This window comes from Streptomyces sp. CB01373 (assembly GCF_002803075.1).
Taxonomy (GTDB): domain Bacteria; phylum Actinomycetota; class Actinomycetes; order Streptomycetales; family Streptomycetaceae; genus Streptomyces.
In genome coordinates, this window is sequence record NZ_NNBK01000001.1 from 563,941 (window position 1) to 586,333 (window position 22,393).

General features: G+C 70.9%; 14 protein-coding genes. 5 read left to right on the forward strand and 9 right to left on the reverse strand.

The annotated features are described in order from the left end of the window. Positions 1-53: 53 nt before the first annotated feature. From CG719_RS02170 to CG719_RS02195, 6 genes are all read right to left on the reverse strand, one after another. Positions 54-1,070, reverse strand: coding sequence for a LacI family DNA-binding transcriptional regulator (locus CG719_RS02170; RefSeq protein ID WP_100566711.1), 1,017 nt, complete (start codon positions 1,068-1,070; stop codon positions 54-56). A gap of 64 nt (positions 1,071-1,134) precedes the next feature. Continuing rightward, positions 1,135-2,160 (reverse strand): ABC transporter permease, encoded by a 1,026-nt coding sequence (locus CG719_RS02175; protein ID WP_100566712.1) that lies wholly within the window; start codon positions 2,158-2,160, stop codon positions 1,135-1,137. Further along, the gene (locus CG719_RS02180) at positions 2,157-3,125 is read right to left on the reverse strand and encodes an ABC transporter permease (protein WP_100566713.1); all 969 of its coding nucleotides are present in this window, start codon (positions 3,123-3,125) and stop codon (positions 2,157-2,159) included. Before CG719_RS02180 ends, CG719_RS02175 begins: the two co-directional genes overlap by 4 nt. Continuing rightward, the gene (locus CG719_RS02185; protein WP_100566714.1) at positions 3,122-4,762 is read right to left on the reverse strand and encodes a sugar ABC transporter ATP-binding protein; all 1,641 of its coding nucleotides are present in this window, start codon (positions 4,760-4,762) and stop codon (positions 3,122-3,124) included. The genes CG719_RS02180 and CG719_RS02185 overlap by 4 nt, the downstream gene beginning before the upstream one ends. Positions 4,763-4,862: 100 nt before the next feature. Further along, entirely contained in the window at positions 4,863-5,945 is a 1,083-nt protein-coding gene (locus CG719_RS02190; RefSeq protein ID WP_100566715.1) for an ABC transporter substrate-binding protein, read from the reverse strand. 201 nt (positions 5,946-6,146) lie between these two features. After that, a complete protein-coding gene (locus tag CG719_RS02195) occupies positions 6,147-9,446 on the reverse strand; it encodes a LamG-like jellyroll fold domain-containing protein (protein ID WP_100566716.1) in 3,300 nt (1,099 codons plus the stop codon). A gap of 448 nt (positions 9,447-9,894) precedes the next feature. Between CG719_RS02195 and CG719_RS02200 the strand changes: the two genes are divergently transcribed. Continuing rightward, a complete protein-coding gene (locus CG719_RS02200) occupies positions 9,895-12,357 on the forward strand; it encodes a beta-L-arabinofuranosidase domain-containing protein (RefSeq protein ID WP_100566717.1) in 2,463 nt (820 codons plus the stop codon). A 116-nt stretch (positions 12,358-12,473) separates the two neighbouring features. Here the strand turns inward: CG719_RS02200 and CG719_RS02205 are convergent, their stop codons facing one another. Continuing rightward, positions 12,474-14,687 carry a discoidin domain-containing protein gene (locus CG719_RS02205; RefSeq protein WP_100566718.1) on the reverse strand — a complete coding sequence of 738 codons (2,214 nt, stop codon included), beginning with the start codon at positions 14,685-14,687 and terminating at the stop codon, positions 12,474-12,476. A 400-nt stretch (positions 14,688-15,087) separates the two neighbouring features. Here CG719_RS02205 and CG719_RS02210 point away from each other — a divergent pair, with 400 nt between their 5' ends. From CG719_RS02210 to CG719_RS02225, 4 genes are all read left to right on the forward strand, one after another. Then, positions 15,088-16,182 carry a DUF1996 domain-containing protein gene (locus CG719_RS02210; protein ID WP_100566719.1) on the forward strand — a complete coding sequence of 365 codons (1,095 nt, stop codon included), beginning with the start codon at positions 15,088-15,090 and terminating at the stop codon, positions 16,180-16,182. Positions 16,183-16,287: 105 nt separating this feature from the next. Continuing rightward, positions 16,288-18,033 carry a discoidin domain-containing protein gene (locus tag CG719_RS02215; RefSeq protein WP_100566720.1) on the forward strand — a complete coding sequence of 582 codons (1,746 nt, stop codon included), beginning with the start codon at positions 16,288-16,290 and terminating at the stop codon, positions 18,031-18,033. Between the two features lie 121 nt (positions 18,034-18,154). Continuing rightward, positions 18,155-18,760: a class I SAM-dependent methyltransferase gene (locus CG719_RS02220; protein WP_100566721.1), complete on the forward strand. Its 606-nt coding sequence runs from the start codon at positions 18,155-18,157 to the stop codon at positions 18,758-18,760. A 77-nt stretch (positions 18,761-18,837) separates the two neighbouring features. Continuing rightward, the gene (locus CG719_RS02225) at positions 18,838-20,004 is read left to right on the forward strand and encodes a permease (protein WP_100566722.1); all 1,167 of its coding nucleotides are present in this window, start codon (positions 18,838-18,840) and stop codon (positions 20,002-20,004) included. A gap of 37 nt (positions 20,005-20,041) precedes the next feature. On the opposite strand, the gene CG719_RS02230 is transcribed toward CG719_RS02225, so the two are convergent. Both CG719_RS02230 and CG719_RS02235 read right to left on the reverse strand, forming a co-directional pair. Further along, entirely contained in the window at positions 20,042-20,821 is a 780-nt protein-coding gene (locus CG719_RS02230) for a D-Ala-D-Ala carboxypeptidase family metallohydrolase (RefSeq protein WP_100566723.1), read from the reverse strand. Between the two features lie 54 nt (positions 20,822-20,875). Beyond that, complete coding sequence (locus CG719_RS02235) at positions 20,876-22,189, reverse strand: GH25 family lysozyme (RefSeq protein WP_100566724.1); 1,314 nt, start codon at positions 22,187-22,189, stop codon at positions 20,876-20,878. Positions 22,190-22,393 lie beyond the last annotated feature (204 nt).

The window sequence follows — 22,393 nt, forward strand, 5'->3', positions numbered from 1 at the left end:
GTCCTCGGGGATGGGAGGAGGAGGGCAGGCTGGTTCAGCGGCCGGGTGCCGGTTCAGCGTTGGCGGCCCAGGGTCGACTCGCGTACCACCAGGTCGTGTCCCGGCCGCAGCCGGCGCGGCTCGGTGTCGGCGGAGCCGGTGAGGCGGGAGATGACGCAGCTGACGGCCTGGCGGGCGATGGCCTGCTTGTCGGGGGAGACGGTGGTCAGGGTGATCGCCCCGAAGCGGCCGTCCTCGATGTCGTCGAATCCCACGACCGCCACGTCCTGCGGGATGCGCAGGCCGCGTTCGCCGAGCACCCTCATGGCGCCGATCGCCTGGAGGTCGTTGTAGGCGAAGACCGCGTCGGGCCGCACGCCGTGGTCCAGCAGGAGGGCCATGGCCTGCGCGCCGTCCGCCCGGCCGTAGCCGTCGGTGGGGGCCACCAGCGAGTCGTCGTGCGGCAGCCCGGCCGCGGCCAGTTCCTCACGCCACCCCTGGAGGCGCAGGTGGGCGGGCTGGCGGGCGCTCTCCGCCCGCGCGCCGAGGAAGGCGATCCGCTGCCGTCCCATCCCGACCAGGTGCCGGACCGCGCTGCGGGCGGCGGCCACGTTGTCGATCGCGATGTGGTCGTAGGGGGCGTCGTACTCCCGCTCGCCGAGCAGCACGAGCGGCGAGGTGTCGGTGCGGCCGCGCAGGTCCGCGTTCTCCAGTTCGATCGGCGAGAGGATCAGACCGTCGATCACATGGGTCCGGAAGCCCTGGCAGACGAGCATCTCCTTCTCCCGCAGGCCGGCGGTGTGGTCGAGGAGCACGGTGTAGTGGTGGCGTGCGGCGGCGTCGATGACCGCGCTGGCCAGCTCGGCGAAGTACGGGTTGCCGAGTTCGGGGACGGCCAGCGCGATGATCCCGGTGCGGCCCTTGCGCAGGTGGCGCGCGGTGAGATTGGGGCGGTAGCCGAGCTCGTCGATCGCCTGCCGCACCCGGGCCCGCATGGCGGGGGTGACGTGCGGATAGTCATTGACGACGTTCGAGACGGTCTTGATGGACACTCCCGCTCGCTGCGCGACGTCCTTGAGGCTGACGCCCAAGGCGTTCCCTCCTTGTCGGGCCGGGCGCAGGACACCGACGGGTCCTGCGGCACGGCGTCTGTCATCAGGTGCGGCGTGCCCGTGCCAGGTACCGCTGGGCCACGACCACCACGATGAGGAAGCCGCCGCTGACCACGGACTGGTAGGACGAATTGAGCGAGCCTATCTGGTTGATCAGGTTCTGGATGACCGCGAGCAGCAGCACTCCCCACAGGGTGCCGTTCACCGAGCCGGCGCCGCCTATCAGCAGGGTGCCGCCGATGACGACCGCGGCGATGGCGTCCAGCTCCATGCCCACGCCGATGATCGTGACCCCGGAGGACAGCCGGGCGGCGTTGAGCGCGCCGGCGAACCCGGCAAGGAGGCCGCTGAGCGTGTAGACCAGGACCCGGGTGCGGGCCACCGGAAGTCCCATCAGGGTCGCGGCGTCGGGGCTGCCGCCGACGGCGAACAGCGACTGGCCGAACGAGGTGCGCTGCAACACCACCCCGCCGGCGGCGAACAGCGCCAGCGCGATGAGCACCGGATACCCGAAGCCGCCCACCGTGCCCTGGCCGAGTTCGGCGAACGCCGAGTCCCGAGGCACCAGATAGGTGGTGGCGCCCTCGTCGGTCAGGGCGAGGAGCAGGCCGCGGGCCCCGAGCAGGGTGGCCAGGGTGACGATGAACGGGGCCATGCCGGCCCGTGCGATCAGCAGCCCGTTCAGGGTGCCGATCGCCCCGCAGACGGCCAGCGGCAGGAGCAGCGCGGCCCAGATGCCGTACTGCGAGGCCCAGGCGGCCAGTACGCCGCCGAGCGCGAACACCGAGCCGACCGAGAGGTCGATGCCGCCGGTGATGATCACGAGGGTCATGCCCAGGGCGACGACGGCGATGAACGACGCCTGTACGGCGATGTTCTGGGCGTTGTCGAGCGTGCCGAAGGACGGGAAGACGAACGAGGAGACCAGGACGACCGCGACCAGGACGGCGAGGGCGCCGTGCCGTTGCAGGAGTTCGGTGATCCGCTCCTGGCCGGTGGCCGGGGAGGGGGCCGCGGCCGTCGGACGGAGAGCGGCCGGCGACTGCCGGGGGCTGGTGAGTGACTTCATCGGGACCGACGCTCCCGTGCGACGTAGACGGCGACGAGGATGATGACGGCCTGGGCGATCTGCGCGGTGGAGTCCGGCAGATCGTGCTTGACCAGGGTGGCCCGCAGGAGCTGCATCAGCAGCGCGCCGGTGACGGTGCCCAGCACCCGCACCGAGCCGCCGGTCAGCGGTGTGCCGCCGACGACCACCGCGGTGATCGCGGACAGTTCCATGAGGTTGCCGAGCGCGGAGGGATCGCTGGCGGTCAGCCGGGCGGTGGCCAGTACGCCGGCGAGCGCCGCCAGGACGCCGCACAGGACGTAGACGCCGATCAGGACCCGCTTGACCGGCAGCCCGGAGAGTCTGGCGGCGGCCCGGTTGCCGCCCACCGCGACCAGTTGCCGGCCGAAGGTGGTGCGGTGCACGACCCCGGCCACCGCCAGTGCCAGGACGCCCGCGGTCAGTACCACCACGGGGATGCCCAGCACCTCCCCGCTGCCCAGTGCCAGCAGGTCCGGGTTGGCGATCTGCTTGAGCTGCCCGTCGGCCATCACCAGGGCCAGGCCCCGGCCGCCCACGAACAGGGCCAGGGTGGCCACGATGGGCTGCAGGCCCACCACGGCGACCAGGGTGCCGTTGACCGCGCCCACGAAGACCCCGGCCAGCAGCGCCATGAGCAGTGCCGGGACCAGCCCGTAGCCGAGGTAGAGCGGCAGCAGCGCGGCGGCCAGTGCCATCGCGGACCCCACGGACAGGTCCACGCCCTCGGTGCCGATGACGAGCGCCATGCCGAGCGCCACGATGACGACCGGGGAGACCTGCACGAGCTGGGTCCGCAGGTTGGCCACGGTCAGGAAGTGCTCGGTGAACGCGGCGTTGAAGGCGAGCAGCACCAGCACCGCCGTGTAGACGCCGTACTTCTGGAACCAGGCCGGTGCGGCGAGCCGGACCGCGCTCCGTCCCAGTGCCGGCGACAGCTGGGTCATTCCTGCTCCTCGTCCGTGTGCGATGACGTGTGCGGCGTTTCGGCGGCGGGCTCGGGCTCGGGTTCGGGCTCGGGGGTGTGCGCGGCCAGCGCGTCCAGCAGTTCCGCCTCGCCGACCAGGTCGCCGGCCAGCTCACCGGCCACCGCGCCGCCGCGCAGCACCACCAGCCGGTCCGCGCCCTCCACCAGCTCCTCGACGTCGGAGGAGATCAGCAGCACCGCGAGCCCCTCCTGCGCCAGTTCGTCGATGAGGGTCTGCACCTCGGCCTTGGCGCCGACGTCGATCCCTCGGGTGGGCTCGTCCAGCAGCAGCACCTTGGGCTCCAGGCACAGCCAGCGCGCCAGCAGCACCTTCTGCTGGTTGCCGCCGGAGAGCTCCTCGACCTTCTGCTGGGGGCCCGACGCCTTGATCCGCAGCCGCTTCATGAAGATCTCCACGATGCGGTCCTGCTGCTTGCGGGAGACGACACCGGCCCGGGACAGGCGGGGCATGGCGGCCAGGACGATGTTCTCCCGCACCGACAGACCGGGCACGATGCCCTCGGCCTTGCGGTCCTCGGAGAGCAGGCTGACGCCGGCCCTGATCGCCGCGGCGGGGGACAGGCGGCGCAGCGGCCTGCCCGCCACCGAGACCGTGCCGGAGTCCAGTGGCAGCGCGCCGACCAGGGCCTTGGCGGTCTCGGTGCGCCCGGAACCCAGCAGGCCGCCCAGGCCCAGAACCTCCCCCGGACGCAGTTCCAGTGACACCTCGTCCAGCAGGTGGCGGCGGCTCAGCTTCTCGGCGGTGAGCACCGGTTCGCGGGCGGCGTCGTGCTCGCCGCCGAAGCCGGTGACGCCGTGCCGGCGGACCTCGGCGACCTCCCGGCCGAGCATCATCGAGACCAACTGCATCCGGTCCGTGTCCGCGAGCGGGCCGGTGTGCACCAGCCGTCCGTCGCGGAGCACGGTGACCCGGTCGCAGATGCGGTACAGCTCGTCCATCCGGTGGCTGACGTAGAGGATGGCGATGTCGCGGCTGTGCAGTTCCTCGACGACCCGGAAGAGCGTCTCCACCTCGCGCGGCTCCAGTGCGGAGGTCGGCTCGTCCATCACCACCACCTGGGCCCGCACCGAGACCGCGCGGGCCAGCGCCACCATCTGCTGGGTGCCCACGCCCAGGCTGTTCAGGGGGCGGCGCACGTCGGCCGTGACCCCGAAGCCGGCCAGCAACTCGGCCGCCTCCCGGTGCATCCGGGGGAAGTCGATCAGGCGCAGGCGGTTCTTGGGCTCGCGGCCCAGGAAGATGTTCCGCGCCACGCTCATCATCGGGACGAGGTTGACCTCCTGGTAGATGGTGGACACGCCGGCCTGCTGCGCCTCGTGCGGCCGGGCGAACGAGACCGGCCGCCCGCCCAGGCGCAGCTCCCCGGAGTCGGGGCGGTGCACACCGGTGAGGACCTTGATCAGGGTGGACTTGCCGGCGCCGTTCTCGCCGACCAGGGCGTGTATCTCACCGCGGCGCAGGGTCAGGGAGACGTCGTCGAGCGCCACCACGCCGGCGAAGCGCTTGCCGACGCCGACGGCCTCCAGCACCGTCGGGGGCGCGGCGCCGTCCGCGTCCGGGTGCGGTGCGGCGACTGCCGCTTCGGGGGGTGCCATGGGCTCAGGCCTTCCGTGGGTCGGTGAGCGGGGAGCGGGCCGCCCGGTCCAGGGCCTGTGACGACAGGCCCCGGGGCGGCCCGGGCGGCCCGAGGGCGTCTCAGTAGGCTCCGGACAGGGAGTCCTTGGCGTTCGACGCGTCGTAGGCGCGGTCGGAGATGATCACGTTCTCCGGGATGGACTCGCCGCCGAAGAACTTCTGCGCGGTGGCGAAGGCCAGCGGGCCGAACCGCGGGTTGGACTCGATCACCCCGTTGTACTGGCCGTCGGCGAGTGCCTGCACCGCGTTGCGGGTGCCGTCGATGGAGATGATCTTGACGTCCTTGCCGGGCTTCTTGCCGGCTCCCTTGAGCGCGGTGACGGCGCCCAGGCCCATCTCGTCGTTCTCCGCGTACACGGCGGTGATGTCCGGCTTGGACTGGATGAGCTGCTCCATCACCTGCTGGCCCTTGTCGCGGGCGAACTCACCGGTCTGCTGGGCCACGATCTCCAGGCCGGGGGCCTTGGCCTTGAGCTGGTCGACGAAGCCCTTGGTGCGGTCGGTGGTGACGTTGTTCCCGGACGCGCCCAGCAGGATCGCGACCTTCCCCTTGCCGCCGGTCACCTGGATCATCGCGTCCGCCGCACGCTTGCCCTGCTCGACGAAGTCCGAGCCGAGGAAGGCCACATAGTCCTTGCAGGCGGTGGCGTTGAGCTTGCGGTCGACGGTGATCACGGGCACGTGCTTGGCGGCGGCGGCCTGCAGCGCCGGTTCCAGGCCGTCGGAGTTCAGCGGCGCCACGATGAGCAGCTGCGCGCCCTGGGCCAGCATGTCCTTGATGTCGCTGATCTGCTTGGAGAGCTGGGACTGGGCGTTGGTGGTGAGCAGCTTCTTGACGCCCAGCTTGGCGGCCTCGTCCTTGATGGACCGGGTCTCGGCGATCCGGAAGGGGTTGGCCTCCTTCTCGGACTGGGAGAAGCCGACGACCGCGTCCTTCAGGTCGATTTTGGTGGCGCCGTAGGCATCCAGGGTGCAGCCGGAGCCCGAGGAGTCGGCGGACGGCGACTGCACCACCTGGGCGCCCTGACTGGTGTCGGAGGAGGCCGCGCCGGTGCCCTCCTCCTTGGAGCAGCCGGCGGAGAGGGCCGCGGCGGCGGCGAGGCACACGGCGGCCACGAGACGGGATCTGCGAGGGCTGGTCATGGTCGTTGCACTCCTTGCGTGGTGGGGCGACTGCTCTGGCACGGCGCGGCCGACGAGGTCGTCCGGTCGCCGCCGGGGCCGCGGGGTGGAATGTGGCGTGGTGCGCGTGCTCGGCAAGGGTCTTTCGTTCGGATCAGGCCGGATCAGGGAGCGGGCCGGGGCGGGAGGCCCCCGGGGTGGACCGGGGGCCTCCCGCCGCCGTCACCGCCTGGCGGGCGCGGTGGGTTCGCCGGCCGCCAGCGAGGCCACCTCGGCGCCGCTCAGGGCGCGGTCGTAGGCGTGGACGTCGGCGATCGCGCCGGCCCAGTGGTCGACCGGGCCGCCGTTGTACTTGCCGCGGCCGATCACCAGGTTTCCGGCGGGCACCTCGCCGTTGCAGGCGCGGGTGGAACCGGCCTGGGTGCCGTCCACGTAGATCCGCAGCGCGCCGTCCTGGTGGTTGTAGCTGCCGACCAGGTGGTACCACTTCCCGGCCTCGGGCTCCCCGATGCTGTTCGCCAGCGCCCGGGCGCCGGAGAAGCTGAACGCGAACCGCTTGTCGGCCTGGGAGTACTGGAGGTAGAAAACGCTGCTCCTGTCGCCGTCGACGGACACCGCGGTGCTGAAGTGCCCCTTGTCGTCGAGGCGGACCCAGGCGGCCACCGAGTAGTCGCCCTTCTCGGTGTCCAGGACGGGCGCGCCGGCGTCGACGTGACCGGTGCTGCCGTTCAGCAGCACCGCGCCGCCGTTCGGGCCGGTGGTCCAGGCCGCCCCGCCCTTGAGGGTGCCGTCGTGGCGCCCCGCGACGTCGGTGGCGGTCGTGCCGGACTCCTGGTGCAGCGGCCACCAGGACACTCCGGCCAGTCCGGGGGTGCCCTTCGGGACGTTCGCCCCGCCCGCGGCGGAACCGGCCGCGATCACCTGCTGGTTGATCTCCCGCACCGGTCCGGGCTGGACCTTGACCACCTTGCGGTCGTAGGTGAGCAGGCCGTTGAGCTCGCCCTCCACGTCCGTGACCTGGGTGTAGACCGAGCCCGAGAGCCCGCAGGAGGCACGCTGGATGAGCTTCCTGGTGTTCTCCACGTACGCCTTGGTCAGCTCCTCGGCGCTGGTGGCGGCGTCACCGTAGTCCTGACCGCCGGCGGTCCCGAGGATGTGGCCGGGAACGACGTACGAGTAGCCGCCGTGCTCCCCGTCCACGGAGGCCCGGCCGGCGTCGGGGGCGGGGTTCGCCGGGCCGTGGTAGTCGTGGAAGTCAATGATGTCACCGCGACCCGAATCGCCCTTGGAAGCACAGCAGTTGACTCCGGAGTGGGCGTCCACCAGCCGGGACGGGTCCTGCTTCTTGACCGCGTCCGCGAGCTCACCGGTGGCGGCCTTGCTCCATTCGCCCCAGCCCTCGTTCATCATCGTCCACATGACGATCGACGGGCTGCTGATGTGCTGGTCGACGATCGTGTGCACCTGGTCGGTGAACGTCCGGGTCTCCGGGGTGCCGGCCGCGGCCGTCATGCGGCTCGGCATGTCCTGCCACACCATCAGACCGAGGCGGTCGGCCCAGTAGTACCAGCGGGCGGGCTCCACCTTGATGTGCTTGCGCACCGCGTTGAAGCCGAGGTTCTTGTGCTCCACCAGGTCGTACTTGAGGGCCGCGTCGGTCGGCGCGGTGTACAGGCCGTCCGGCCAGAACCCCTGGTCCAGGGTGGCCATCACGAAGGTGGGCCTGCCGTTGAGCACGATCTTGTTGACGCCGCCGACCGGGGCGACCTCGATCGAGCGCATGCCGAAGTAGGAGCCGACCTCGTCCTTTCCGGCCCGTCCGCCGTCCAGGGTCACCTTGAGGTTGTACAGGTACGGGTCGTCCGGGCTCCACAGGTGCGGCTTGCCGACCGGGAGGCGCAGCGCGGTACCGGCCGGGCCGGTGACCGAGGCCACGGCCTTGTTGCCGGCATAGGCGGTGGCGGTGACCTTCGCCGTCGGCGAGGTCCCGGCGGTGGGACGCACGGTGACGGAGAGCGACTTGTCCGCCAGGTCCGGGGTGAGTACCAGTGAGTCGACGCTCGTCTCGGGGACCGGCTCCATCCAGACGGTCTGCCAGATGCCGGAGGTCGGGGTGTACCAGATGCCGCTCGGGTCGGCGGACTGCTTGCCGAGCGCGTACCTGTCGTCCGTCGTGTCCTTGACCTTCACCAGCAGGGTCTGCGCCCCGCGTCCGGCGAGCGCGTCGGTGACGTCGGCGCTGAACTCCTCGTAGCCGCCGGTGTGATGGGCGACCTGCCTGCCGTTGACGTAGACCCAGGCCTCGTGGTCCACCGCGCCGAAGTTCAGGCGCAGCCGGTTGCCGGAGCCCACCTTCCAGCCGTTCGGCACGGTGAAGGTGCGCTGATACAGCGACCAGTCGTGGTGCTTGGCGACACCGGACAGGCCCGACTCCATCGGGTACGGCACCAGGATCTTCCCGGAGAGCTTCCCGGTGGGCAGCGCGGCGCTCTGCTCGGTCGCCTGGAACTGCCAGGTGCCGTTGAGGTTCTGCCAGTTCTTGCGGGTCAACTGCGGCCGCGGGTACTCGGGCAGGGCGTTCTTGGCGGAGACGTCCTTGGCCCACTTGGTGGCGAAGTACCAGGTGGAGTCGTTCTGCGCCACCACGGAGAACGGCCCGAGTCCGCCACCGGCCGTCGTGATGCCGCCCTTTCCGTCATAGCTGATCCGCACATCGGCGTTGAGCGAGACGGGGGTGTCGTCCTTGCCGGCGGTGATGACGAGCCTGGAGGCGTTCTTGGGGTCCTTGGCGACCGTGCCGGACCACAGGGTGCCGCCGGAGACCAGTGCGAGGTGCTTGGCCGCGTCGGCCGGAACGGCCTTGACGGCGGAGGGCAGTTCGATCGTGGCGGTCCTGCCGGTCGCGGCGACGGTGCCCTTGGCGTCGGCGGGGGAGAACCCGGCCGGCAGGTGCAGCGCCGAGTCGGGGAGCGGCCGGCGGGAGAAGCCCGGACCCGACCACTCGGTGTGCAGGTAGGCGCCGCCGTTGCCCTGGTTGTAGTCGACGGCCAGGTCGTGCAGACCGGCCTTCAGCGTGATCGCCTCGGACGTGGTCTGGACGTCCCAGTCGGTGGTCCAGTGGTCGATGACACTGGCCCCGTCGAGGGACATCCGGAAGCCGTTGTCGCCCTTGATGTAGAAGGTGTAGGCGCCGTCCGCGGGCACCTGGAGCCGGCCCGTCCAGCGCACCGCGACGTTGTCCGTGGTGCCGGCGTAGGCGCGCAGCGCGGGCAGCAGGTCGTCGACGTAGAGGGAGTTGTCGATCCGGGTGCCGGTGTACGACGCGAAGTCCAGCGCCGAGATGCTGGACATCCGGTAGTAGTCGCCTCGCAGACCGAGGTCGGTGGCCTCGGCGGAGGGAGCGGACGCCGCGGCCGGTGCGGCACTGACCTGGGCCGGCACCAGCAGCGCGGCGCCCAGCAACAGCGGCAGCAACGCAGCGAGTCGGCCGAGGAAGGGTATTCGGAGTCTGCCTGGGCTCATGCTCACCCTTTCCGTAACGGAAATTCTCCACGCCTGAACCTGCGCCGAAGTGGCCCCCGCGCCGGGCGGCACAGGGGAAGCGCGTCGGAGGCGTTCTTGTATAACGTTGGAAAAGTCGGCGCGGGAGCATGAAAGCAGGGCCCCCACAACCCTGTCCAGACCTCGGGGTCAACGGATGCGGACCGACCCCGTGCGGACGGGAAGACCACCAAGTCAGCGGCGATCGCGGGCCGTTCGAGGTCTGGACACGACTGCTCGCGCGTGCTGTCATTCCTGTCGGCGGAAATCTCTGCAACGTTATAAGGCGCGCTGACGTCATGTCCGTGCGGCGCCTTGGGCGTTCCGCGCGCGCCGGTCGTCCCACCCTCCGCCAACGCCGCCGGCCGGCGCTCCTGGACGTCGTTCCACCGCCCTGTCCCACCTTCGACAGTTCAGGAAGGACGTCCGCATGGAACGTCGTACGTTCCTCAACCGCTCACTGGCCGTCGTCGGTGGCGCCGCGCTGGCGGGAACGGCGGCTCTGCCCGCGCAGGCCGCAGCGCCCCGGCCGCCGGTGCACCTCGTCGGTCCCGCCCACGCCCTCAGCCGGTACCCGGCCAACCGGGCCCCGTTACGGCAGGAACCCTTCCTGCGCCTTCCCCCGGGCAGCATCACCCCCAAGGGCTGGCTGCGCGAACAGCTCGACCTCCAGCTCAACGGCCTGGGCGGGCGCATGCCGGAGGTCTCCGAGTACCTGTCCCCGGCCACCAGCGGCTGGGCCGTGCCCGAGCGGGACGGCTGGGAGGAACTGCCGTACTGGCTGCGCGGTTTCGGCGACCTCGGCTACGTCACCGGCGACGCCGGGACGCTGGAGCTGACCCGCGCCTGGATGGACCGCATCCTCGCCACCCGGCAGCCGGACGGCTTCTTCGGCCCCGCCGCCCTGCGTACGGCGCTGAACGGAGGCCCGGACTTCTGGCCGTACATGCCGGTCCTCGACGCGCTGCGCACCTGGCACGAGTACAGCGGCGACGACCGGGTCGTCCCCGCCCTGCAGGGCTGGCTGAAGTACCTCCACGCCCAGCCGGGCACCCTGTTCGGGCAGGGCTGGGGCTCCGCACGCTGCGGCGACACCATCGACACGGCCTACTGGCTGTACAACCGCACCGGCGACTCCTGGCTCCTCGACCTGGTGCACACCCTGCACGCCCACAGCGCCGACTACACCACCTCGATACCGACCTGGCACAACGTCAACCTGGCCCAGGGCTTCCGCGAACCGGCCCAGTACGGCGTCCTGGCGGGCGGTTCGGCCTTCCGCGACGCCACCTACCGCGTCTACGACACCGTGATGCGCCGGTACGGGCAGTTCCCCGGCGGCGGCTTCGCCGGGGACGAGAACGCCCGCGACGGCTACCACGACCCCCGCCAGGGCTTCGAGACCTGCGGCATCGTCGAGTTCATGCACAGCCACCAGATGCTCACCCGCATCACCGGCGACGCGGTGTGGGCCGACCGCTGCGAGGAACTGGCGCTGAATATGCTGCCGGCGGCCCTCGACCCGCTGCAGAAGGCCATCCACTACGCGACCTCCGCCAACGGCGTCCAGCTCGACAACGTCCCCAAGACACACGGCCAGTTCGACAACCGCTTCGCCATGCAGGCGTACCTGCGCGGCATCCACCAGTACCGCTGCTGCCCGCACAACTACGGCATGGGCTGGCCCTACTACGCCGAGGAACTCTGGCTGGCCAGCGCCGACGGCGGCCTGTGCGCCTCGCTGTACGCGGAGTCCTCGGTGCGCGCCGACGTCGCCGACGGCACCACGGTCACCATCGCCGAGCGCACCGACTACCCGTTCGACGAGACCGTCACCTTCACCCTGTCCACTCCCAGGACGGTGCGCTTCCCGCTGTACCTGCGCGTACCGGGATGGTGCCGGGCCCCCTCGGTGCGGGTGAACGGCCGGCCCGCGCAGGCCCGCGGCAGCGGCGGTTACCTGGTCCTCGACCGCTCCTGGCAGCACCGCGACACCGTGGAGCTGTACCTGCCCATGCGCACCACCGTGCGCACCTGGGGCGCGAACCGCGACTCGGTCTCCGTCGACCACGGTCCGCTCACCTACTCCCTGCAGATCGAGGAGGCCTGGTCGCGGTTGGCCGGTACCGAGGACTGGCCCGAGTACGAGGTGCGCCCGGCCTCGCCGTGGAACTACGCCCTGGTGCTGGACGAGAAGGACCCCGCCCGCTCCCTCACCCTGGAGCGCACCCGCGCCCGCGCCGCCAACCCGTTCACCCACACCGGCACCCCCGTCCGCATGAAGGCCAGGGCGCGCCGCGTCCCCGCCTGGCAGGCCGACGACGAGAACGTGGTCGCGCCGCTCCAGCAGAGCCCGGCGCGCACCACCGAACCGGTCGAGCACGTCACGCTGATCCCGTCCGCCGCCGCACGGCTGCGCATCACCTCGTTTCCCACGGCGGGATCGGGCCGGAGGGCCCATGAGTGGGTCGCGTGCACCGCGTCCTTCAGCGGCGTGGACAGCCCCCAGGCCCTGGTCATCAACGCCACGGCCGGGCCCCGGGACTCCTACGACCAGTCCATTCCCCGCTTCACCTGGTGGGACCGGACCGGCACGGAGGAGTGGGTGCGGTACGAGTACGCCGAGCCGGTCCGCGCGAGCGGGGTGTCGGTGTACTGGTACGACGACACCGGCCACGGCGCCTGCCGGGTACCGCGGTCCTGGCGGCTGGAGTACCGGACTCCCGCGGGTGCCTGGCAACCGGTGAGCGGCGCATCCGCGTACGGCACGGCCACCGACACGTTCAACGACGTCTCCTTCGACCCGGTGACCGCCACCGCCCTGCGCGTGCGCGTACAGCTGCGGCCCGGCGTCTCCGGCGGCGTACTGGCCTGGCGGGTCCGGCTGTTGTGAGGCCCCGGCCCCGGCGGTCACAGCGGCAACAGCATTTCCGCACACGCGTGCGGCGAGCCACCCGTGGGTGACTCGCCGCACGCCGGCGCCGGTCCGGGCCGGTCATCCGTCCCCGGTCAGGGGAACTGGACCACCTTGGACGGCACCGTGCTCGTACCCGAGGTGGGCGCGCCCGTGTTGTTGACGACGTGGGCGTACTGGCCCTGGCCGCCGAGGGAGATCACCAGGATGTCGTGCAGCTTGACACCGGACTTGACCGGCACCTGGAACCCGTGCGCCTGGACGATCGAGGGGTCGGCCGTGAAGTTGCAGTAGCTGCCCAGACCCCAGGCCTCGTGCGTGTTGACCGAGTCGGCGACCTTGTAGGCCGCGTAGCCGACGATGCCGTCGTGGGTGATGGCGGCGGCGTTCGGGACGTCGTAGGCCTTCTCGTTCTGGAAGAAGACCGTCCGGCCGCGTTCCCCGTTCCAGTACACGTCGTACTTGTTGTAGTGCTCGACGAACAGGCCCGTCGCGAGGACGTCGTTGCCGTTGACCCACAGGCCGTAGTCGGCCCGGTTGGTGTTCCAGCCGACGCCGCTGCCGTGGTCCGCGCGCCAGAGCCAGGTGTGGTCGATGATGACGTTGTTGCTGTTGACCACGATCGAGTTGGTCGCGAGACCGGGGCCCGCGCCGCCGATCCGGACGAACACGTCCTGCACCGTGGTCGGGTTGGCGGAGTGGTCGGCGGAGGAGCCGGGCTGGCCGACCCGCAGGAGCGTGTCCGAGTTGGCGGCGCCCGCGTCGATCAGGAATCCGGCGAGCCGGACGCCGTCGACGTCGGCGACGTGCATCGCGTCGACGCCGTTGTCGGGCACGAGGGTGGCGAGCCCCAGTCCCAGCACCACGGTGTTCGCGCGGGTCACGTCGATGGTCCGGTCGAGGTGGTAGACACCGGGAGTGAACAGCAGGTTGAGGCCCTGGGACAGCGCCTGGTTGATGGTGGCGGCGGTCGCACCCGGCTTGACCACGTAGAACTGGTCGAGCGGGAGCGAGCTGCCCGCGTTGGCCGGCCAGGACACACCGCGGACGTTGGTCCGCTTGGCGGGCACGAAGACCTTGTAGGTGTTGCCGTCCAGGTAGAGGAACGGCTTCTCGCGCGAGATCGGCGTGGTGTCGAGCGTGGTGTACGAGCCGGTGGCGAAGTCGGTCGCCGGCGCGCCCTGCACTCCGGTGAACGTCATGTTCCACACGCCGTTGGTCCAGCCGCCCACCGAGCTGTCGCGGGTGTACCACTGCTGCTGCGAGTACGGGCCGACGGTGCCGTCGATCTTCGAGTCGGCGATGTACCCGCCGGAGGCCCAGCCGTATCCGTTCGGGGCGAGGTTGAGGCCGCCCTGGACGTGGATGCGGCGGAACGGCGCCGCCTGCGCGACGGCCCACCGGTCGTCGCCGTGCGACGGCCTGATGGCGAGGTTCTCCGCCGAACGCCAGAAGTTCTGGGTGGCGTTGCCGTTGAACCAGCCCGCGTCGACGGTGATGTCACCGTTGATCTGGGTGTCGTCGGGGTTGAGGCCAAGGCCGGAGATCGAGGTGTAGAAGCCGATCTGGGCGTTGATCCCGTTGTAGGTGCCCGGCTTGAGCAGGAACTGGTAGCGGCCGTTGCCGAACTGGTTGGACTCCTGCTGGGCGAAGACCTGGTCGAACCTCTGCTGGAGGTTGGGGGTGGAGGGGTCGACGACGATGACGTTCGGCCCAAGGTCGCCGCCGCCCTGCACGGGCGGGGTGCCGCCGCCGGACGACTCGGTGTGGACGGCGACCTCCCAGAGCGAGTAGCCGTAGCCGGTCGAGCGGACCGTTCCGTAGATGCGCAGGTAACGGCCCGAACCGCTGACGTCGTAGGAGGCGCTGCCGCCGGTCGCGCCGGTGACGCTCTTCAGCGTGGTCCAGCTCTGGCCGTTGGCCGAGGCCTGGATCTGGAACTCCTTGGCGTACGCGGTCTCCCAGGTCAGGTCCACCTTGCACAGGTTCTGGACCGATCCGAGGTCGACCTGCACCCACTGCGGGTCCGAGAAGGCGCTGGACCAGCGGGTGCCCGGGTCGCCGTCGAAGGCGGCGGAGGCCGGGGTGCCCGCGTTCTCGGTGGAGGAGGCTGTCGCGGGCTTGCCCAGGGCGGCGTTGCCGGTGCCGCAGGCGGCCGCGAGGCCGGCGCTCCGGTCGGCCGACGGCGCGGCGGCCTTGCCCTGGGGCAGCGGGGTGCCGGCCGCGGCGGCGGCCGGCAGGTCGGTGGCGGGAAGGGCGACGAGCGCTGCCACTGCGGCGAGCGCGACACCCAGGGATCTGAGTCTCATACGGGTCCCTGCGGATGCGATGGGGGGTGAGTGTTCGCGAGGAGGGCGGGGCTGTGTCACGGCGTGCTGGAGCTCAACTGCAAGCCTGCACGGCTTAGTTCACATCTTGATTTAACTGATGAGGTCGAGGGGTCGGCAAGCCCCCGGACGCGGGAATCTTTTCAAACGTTGACGGGACGGGTGCCCGCCGCAGGTGGGGTGGTGTTCAGGAAATGAGGACGGGCGGGGCGGCGCTGATCCTTCTGCGGCATGCCTTGACACCCGCGCGTCAAGCACTCAACACTCCCAGGGCAGGAGAGCGCTTGCCCGCCGCTGACGACGTTCGTGACATCCCGTCAGGCCGTGCCCGCTCGCCCTTCTTCACCCCCCACTTCTCACCCCCTGAGTTCAGGAGGTCTCCATGCCACGGAGATCGAAAGCCCTGTCAGGAATGCTGATCGCCGGCGCCCTGCTGATGACGTCGCTCGGTGTGGCCGGCGTCGCCACCAGTGCCGGGCCGCCCGCCCCCGGCAGTGAGGCGGCGACGTCGTTCGCGGCCGGCCACTCCGGGCACGCCATGGCCGCGTCGACCGCCTTCTCGGCCGAGGACGCGAACGGCGACGGCTACATCCCGGCGATCCCGCCGGTCACCGGCGTCACCCCGTCCACCGCGAACCCGCCCCACCGCTACTTCCACGAGTTCCAGGCCAACTGCTCCGTCACCCGCACCAGGCCCGACGACCCCATCGTCTATCCGCAGCAGCCGGGCAAGTCGCACGACCACACCTTCATGGGCAACACCACGACCGACGCGTACAGCACCGCCGCGTCACTGGACGCGGGCGGCACCGCCTGCAAGGCGCCCGGCGACCGGTCGGGCTACTGGGTGCCGACCGTCTACAACGGCGACAAGGCGGTACTGCCGGTCGGCCCGCAGACGATCTACTACAAGGCGGGAGTCACCGACTACACCAGCGTGCGGCCCTTCCCCAAGGGGCTGCGTTTCGTGGTGGGCAACCCGTTGCAGAGCGCTCAGGAGTTCCGCAACAGCCCCGGTTTCGTCGAGGGTTGGGAATGCGGCGACAGCTACTTCAACGTCGACTTCCCGGCGAGCTGTCCCAACCGGCCCGACGTACAGCTCAACATCCGCTTCCAGGCACCCAGTTGCTGGGACGGCAAGTACCTCGACACCCCTGACCACCGCAGCCACATGGCCTACCCGGTGGTCAAGCCCGGCACCAACGACAACATGTGCCCGGCCGACCACCCGGTCGCGCTGCCGATGATCGAGTTCAAGATGGCGTTCCCGGTCAACGGCGACATGTCCCGGGTGAGGCTGTCGAGCGGGGCCGCCTGGTCCTACCACTACGACTTCTTCAACGCCTGGGACGCGCCCACGCTGGCGGCCATGGTCGGCCACTGCATCGTCGGCGGCCTCCAGTGCGACGCACGCGGCTACGACGAGACGCACCCCGAGGCGGGAGCCGCGCTGAACGGGGACTACCGGCTTCCCTGAACCGCACCCTGAACGGCGCCACCCCGAAGCAGGGTGGCCCGGCCGGACCCCCACACGGCCGGGCCACCCGACCTCCCCCCACCTCCCGCGCATCGGAGACCCCCCATGTCACGAAGTCGCGTCCGCCGTCTGACCGCACCGCTCACCGCGGGCCTCCTCACCCTCGGCGCCCTCACCGCCCTGCCCGCCACGCAGGCCCACGCGGCCGGCAGCGTCGTCAAGGTGACCGGAGCCAAGGGCAACTGGCAGCTCACCGTGGACGGGAAGCCATACCAGATCAAGGGCCTGACCTGGGGCCCGTCCGCCGCCTCCGCCGACACCTATCTGCCGGACCTGAGGTCCATGGGCGTCAACACCATCCGCACCTGGGGCACGGACGCGAGCAGCAAGCCGCTGTTCGACTCCGCGGCCGCGCACGGCATCAAGGTCGTCGCCGGATTCTGGCTCCAGCCCGGCGGAGGTCCGGGCAGCGGCGGTTGCGTCGACTACGTCACCGACACCACGTACAAGAACAACATGCTCAACGAGTTCACGAACTGGGCGCGGACCTACAAGGACAACGCGGGCGTGCTCATGTGGGACGTGGGCAACGAGTCGGTCCTCGGCCTGCAGAACTGCTACGGCGGCGACCAGCTGGAACGCCAGCGCGACGCGTACACGAGCTTCGTCAACGAGGTCGCCCGCAGGATCCACGGCATCGACCCCGACCACCCGGTCACCTCCACCGACGCATGGGTCGGCGCCTGGCCCTACTTCAAGCGCAACGCGCCCGACCTCGACCTGTACGCCGTCAACTCCTACAACGGTGTCTGCGACATCAGGTCCGCCTGGCAACAGGGCGGTTACGACAAGCCGTACATCGTCACCGAGTCCGGCCCGGCCGGCGAGTGGGAGGTGCCGAACGACGCCAACGGGGTCCCGGCGGAGCCCAGCGACCAGGCCAAGGCCGCGGGCTACACCAAGGCGTGGAACTGCGTCACCGGCCACAACGGGGTCGCGCTCGGCGCCACGCTGTTCCACTACGGCACGGAGTACGACTTCGGCGGCATCTGGTTCAACCTGCTGCCCGCCGGACAGAAACGGCTCTCCTACTACGCCGTGAAGAAGGCCTACGGCGGCGACACCTCCCGCGACAACACCCCGCCGGTGCTGTCCGACATCGGCGTCCAGGGCGACCCGGGCGCGGTGCAGGCAGGACGGGACGTGACACTCGACGTCCAGGCCACCGACCCCGACGGCGACGCGGTCACGTACGAGGTCCTGGACAACAGCATGTACCTCGACGGCAGCGGCCAGCTGAACTCCCTCCGCTTCAGCAGCGCGGGCGCGGGCCGGCTGAAGTTCACGGCACCCGACCGCCCCGGCGTCTGGAAGATCTACGTCAAGGCGACGGACGGCCACGGGAACGTCGGCGTCCAGTCGCGCTCGATCAGGGTGATCCCACCGGTGATCGACGGCACGAACGTCGCCCTGCGCAAGACCGCCACCGCCTCCTCGTTCCAGCCGTCCGGCGGAGACTGCCCCTGCACGGCCGCCAACGCCGTCGACGGCCGCGCGGACACCCGCTGGGCCAGCGACTGGAGCGACCCGCAGTGGATCCAGGTCGACCTGGGCGCCCCCACCGCCTTCCGGCACATCCAACTGGTCTGGGAAACCGCCTACGCCAAGGCGTACGCCATCCAGACGTCCAACGACGGCCAGAACTGGCAGACCCTGCGCCAGATCACCGACGGCAAGGGCGGCGTCAACGACTTCGACCTCACCGGCACGGGCCGCTACGTACGCATCAACTGCACACAGCGCGGAACCGGTTGGGGCTACTCGCTGTACGAGATGGGCGTGTACGCCTGACCCCGGGGAACGACCACGGCACCACCCGGCGGCGCCTCACCGCGCCGCCGTCCCGCCGGACGCCGGTGATCCGAACCCCACCGGGACTTCCCTGACGCACGGGCGCCCTATAGTGGGCCGCATGAGCCGTTGGAGGGACTTGACCGGGGAGACGTCCGGTGACGACTACGCCGCACGGTTCGCGGCCCTGGCCCGCAGCGGCAAGGACGTGCACGGTGAGGCGCGGTTCTGCACCGCTCTTGTGCCTGCTGGGGCGCGGGTGCTGGATGCCGGGTGCGGTACCGGGCGGGTCATGATCCGGCTCGCGGAGCTCGGGTACGACTGCGTCGGGGTGGACCTCGACGCGTCGATGCTGGCGGTGGCCCGGAAACAGGCGCCCGGGCTGCCCTGGTTCCAGGCCGACCTCGCCGCCTTCGAGCCGGACCGGCTCGGCATCGCGGCGGACTTCGACCTCGTGGTCGCCGCGGGCAACATCCTCCCGTTGCTCGCGGCCGGCACCGAGGCCGCGGTCGTCGGGCGCCTGGCCGCCGTCCTGCGTCCGGGCGGCCTGCTGGTCGCCGGCTTCGGCCTGGACGAGGCCCACCTGCCCGTGCCGCCCGGCATCACGCTCGCCGAGTACGACGACTGCTGCGCCGCGGCCGGCCTCACCCTCGTCGACCGCTTCGCCACCTGGGACGCCGACCCCTACGAGGGCGGCGGCTACGCCGTCAGCGTCCACCGCCGGTGACGAACGCTTGATAGCCCGGCCCCGACGGCGGGCGTGTCCCCCGGCCGACCGCCACGCCGTGCGGGGAGGCTGCAGAGATGCACGCCGTACTGCACGCACTGTCGATCACCGGGTCCATGACCTGGGAGATCACCTGGGCCCTGATCCTGGGCTTCGCCCTCTCCGCGGTCGTCCAGGCCGTGGTCCGCAAGTCCACCGTCGTCGCACTGCTCGGCGACGACCGGCCCCGCACCCTCGCCGTCGCCGCCGGGCTGGGCGTGGCGTCCTCGTCCTGCTCCTACGCCGCCGTGGCCCTGGCCCGCTCCCTGTTCCGCAAGGGCGCCGACTTCACCGCGGCGATGGCCTTCGAGATCGCCTCCACCAACCTCGTCGTCGAGCTCGGCGTCATCCTCGCGCTGCTGATGGGCTGGCAGTTCACCGCGGCCGAGTTCGCCGGCGGCGCCGTCATGATCGTCCTGCTGGCCGTCCTCTTCCGGCTGTTCCTGCGCGAGAGGCTGCTCGGCCAGGCCCGTGAACAGGCGGAACGGGGCCTTGCCGGGTCGATGGAGGGCCACGCGGCGATGGACATGTCCGTGCGGCGCGAGGGGTCCTTCACCCGGCGCCTGGTCTCCCGCGAGGGCCTCACCGCCGTCAGCCACGTCTTCGTCATGGAGTGGGTGGCGATCCTGCGCGACCTGGTCGTCGGCCTGCTCATCGCAGGCGCCGTCGCCGCCTGGGTCCCGGACTCCTTCTGGCGCGCCTTCTTCTTCCACGGCCACCCGCTCGCCGCCAGACTGTGGGGCCCCGCCATCGGCCCACTGGTGGCGATCGTCTCGTTCGTGTGCTCGATCGGCAACGTGCCGCTGGCGGTGGTGCTGTGGAAGGGAGGCATCAGCTTCGGCGGCGTGGTGGCGTTCATCTTCGCCGACCTGCTGATCCTGCCGATCCTCAGTATCTACCGGAAGTACTACGGCGCCCGGATGGCGGCCTTCCTGCTGGGCACCTTCTACCTCGCGATGGCCGTAGCCGGCTATGTCGTGGAATTCGTCTTCGGCGGACTCGGCCTGATCCCCGACCAGGCCGACGCGAGGCTCCCCGTGGAAGGCGTCAGCTGGAACTACACCACCTGGCTCAACATCGCCTTCCTCCTCCTCGCCGCGCTGCTTCTGCTCCGGTTCGGGCGGACCGGCGGGACGGACATGCTGCGCATGATGGGCGGCTCACCGGACACCGGCCACGACCGGACGGGCCCGTCCGTGCCCTGACGGCGCGGACGGGCCCGGTGCGGTGGGTGCGGGCGGGTCACGCCACGCCGCTCTCCCACCACCAGGAGCCGGAGCCGTACGAGGGGTACTGGACGCGGCTGTCACAGTGCTGCCACGAGTTCGTGTACGCCTCCAGGCCGGAGAAGCCGCAGGTCTCGGCGATCCGGTAGGTCTGCAGGGTGCTGTGCCCGGAGACCACGATGTCGGCGGCCACGCCGTACAGGTGCATGCTGTTGGACGCGCCGCCCGAGGCCGCGTTGTGCGCGATGCTGCGGAAGCCCGAGTTGATCGTGATCGCGCTGTTGCCGGCCTTCTTGCGCACCGCCTCCAGCTTGTACATCAGCCGGCGGACGTTCTCCTTGACGGTCGCGGAGGCCACCTTGCCGTTGTTGAAGCCGGCGCCGTCCTTGGAGTAGAACTCGCTGAAGTCGAAGTGCGCTGTCGAACCGTCGCTCGCCTCCAGGCTGTTGAGGGCGCTCTGGGTCTGCGGGCCGACGACGCCGTCCGCGCCCAGGCCGTAGGCGGACTGGAAGCGCTGGACGGCGGCGGCCGTGGCCGGGCCGAAGGAGCCGTCCCAGGCGACGTACGTCTGGGAGGCGCTGCCCGCGGCCCAGCCGCCGACGCGGATCTGGAGCTCCACCACGTCGGAGCCGGAGGCGCCCTGCTGGAGGGTGCGGCTCCAGCCGTAGGCCGAGGCCGTGCCCGCCGTGGCGACGCCGGTGACCGCGGCCACGCCGAGCGCGGCCGTCACGCCCGCCGCGCTCCGGAACAGGGTGCGGCGGTCGATGCTTCGCTGCGGGTGTCGTGCCGGGTTCATGGAAGTCTCCTCCTCGGGTGACTACGGGTGACTGCTGGTGACGACGCCCGAAGGTCAGGCGACCAGGGCCTGCCAGGTGTTGGAGCCGACGATGCCGTCCACGGCGAGGCCGTGCGAGGACTGGAAGGAACGCACCGCGGAGTCGGTCCCGGGGCCGAACGCGCCGTCCACCGTCAGCGAGGCACCATGAGCCTTGAGCTGGCTCTGCACCGCCTGGACCGCGGCTCCCGAGGAACCCTGCTGCACGGTGACGATGAGGGCCTGCCAGGTGGCGGGTCCGACGACGCCGTCCACGGCGAGGCCGTGCGAGGACTGGAACGAACGTACCGCGGAGTCGGTCCCGGCCCCGAACGCGCCGTCCACCGCCAGCGCGGAACCGTGCGCGTTGAGCAGGTACTGCACTGACTTGACCCGCTCACCCGAGGCGCCCTGCTTCACCGTGGGCCAACCGGCCGTCGGCGGAGGGTTGTAGCCGCCTCCCTTGGCGAAGGCCTGGAGGTCGGCCAGGGTGCCGTTGAAGGTGTCCTGGTCGCCGGGGAACGTTCCGGAGTCGGCGTACTGCCAGATCGTCTGGGCCGACCAGCCGGCGGGCAGCGTACCGGGGCTGGAGGAGTAACGGGCGATCCACAGCGGGTTGGTGGCCCCGAAACTGCTGTTGTTGCCCGTGCAGGTGGTCCACCAGTCGGTGGTGGTGTAGATCGTCGGGTAGCGCCCGACCTTGGCACGCACCTGGTTGCTGAAGTCGCGGATCCAGGTGACCATCGCGCTCTGGCTCAGCCCGTAGCAGGTTGCGCCGTAGGGGTTGTACTCGATGTCCAGGGCGGGCGGCAGCGTCTTGCCGTCGGCGGACCAGCCGCCGCCGTGGCTCACGAACCAGTCCGCCTGCACGGCACCGCTGGAGTTGCCGGGCAGCGCGAAGTGGTAGGCGCCGCGGATCAGTCCGACGTTCGACGAGCCGGTGTACTGCTGGGAGAAGTAGGGGCTCGTGTACGTGGTGCCTTCGGTGGCCTTGACGTAGGCGAAGGCGGCGCCCTTGTTCTTGACGGACGTCCAGTCGACGTTGCCCTGGTAACCGCTGACGTCGAGTCCGGCCGGACCCGTGCTCACGGCGAGCGGGGCGGCGGCCGCCAGGGACCCCGTGCCCAGGCGCTGGAGCCCGGATCCGGCGTGGTCCTGGTCCGGGTGCGTCATCCGCACCGGAGTCCCGGACGCGGTCCCGGCGGTGCCGGCGGCCGTCGCCGAGGTGGTGCCCGGCAGGACCAGCAGGGTCAGGGCGGTGGCCAGGAGTCCGGCCGCACGGGCGAACGTCCGGCGGGGGCCGGTGGGGGTGGTGCCGGGTCTGAACCGCGAGGGGGTGGCTGAAGGCATGGTGCTCCCAGAGGTGTGGAGGGACACTGCGATGCGCTCGGGCCGGGGTGGCCGTGGTTTCGGCCAACGACGGTCGGGGTGGGGCGTCGGAGCTGTGGGCGGCGGTGGGCGGGCGCCGGTCGTGGTGGGGGGTCAGTAGGACCGGGCGCGCCGTCAACTCCTCGGCGTACGGGTTGGGTTGACGCGCGTAAACGTAAGGGATGT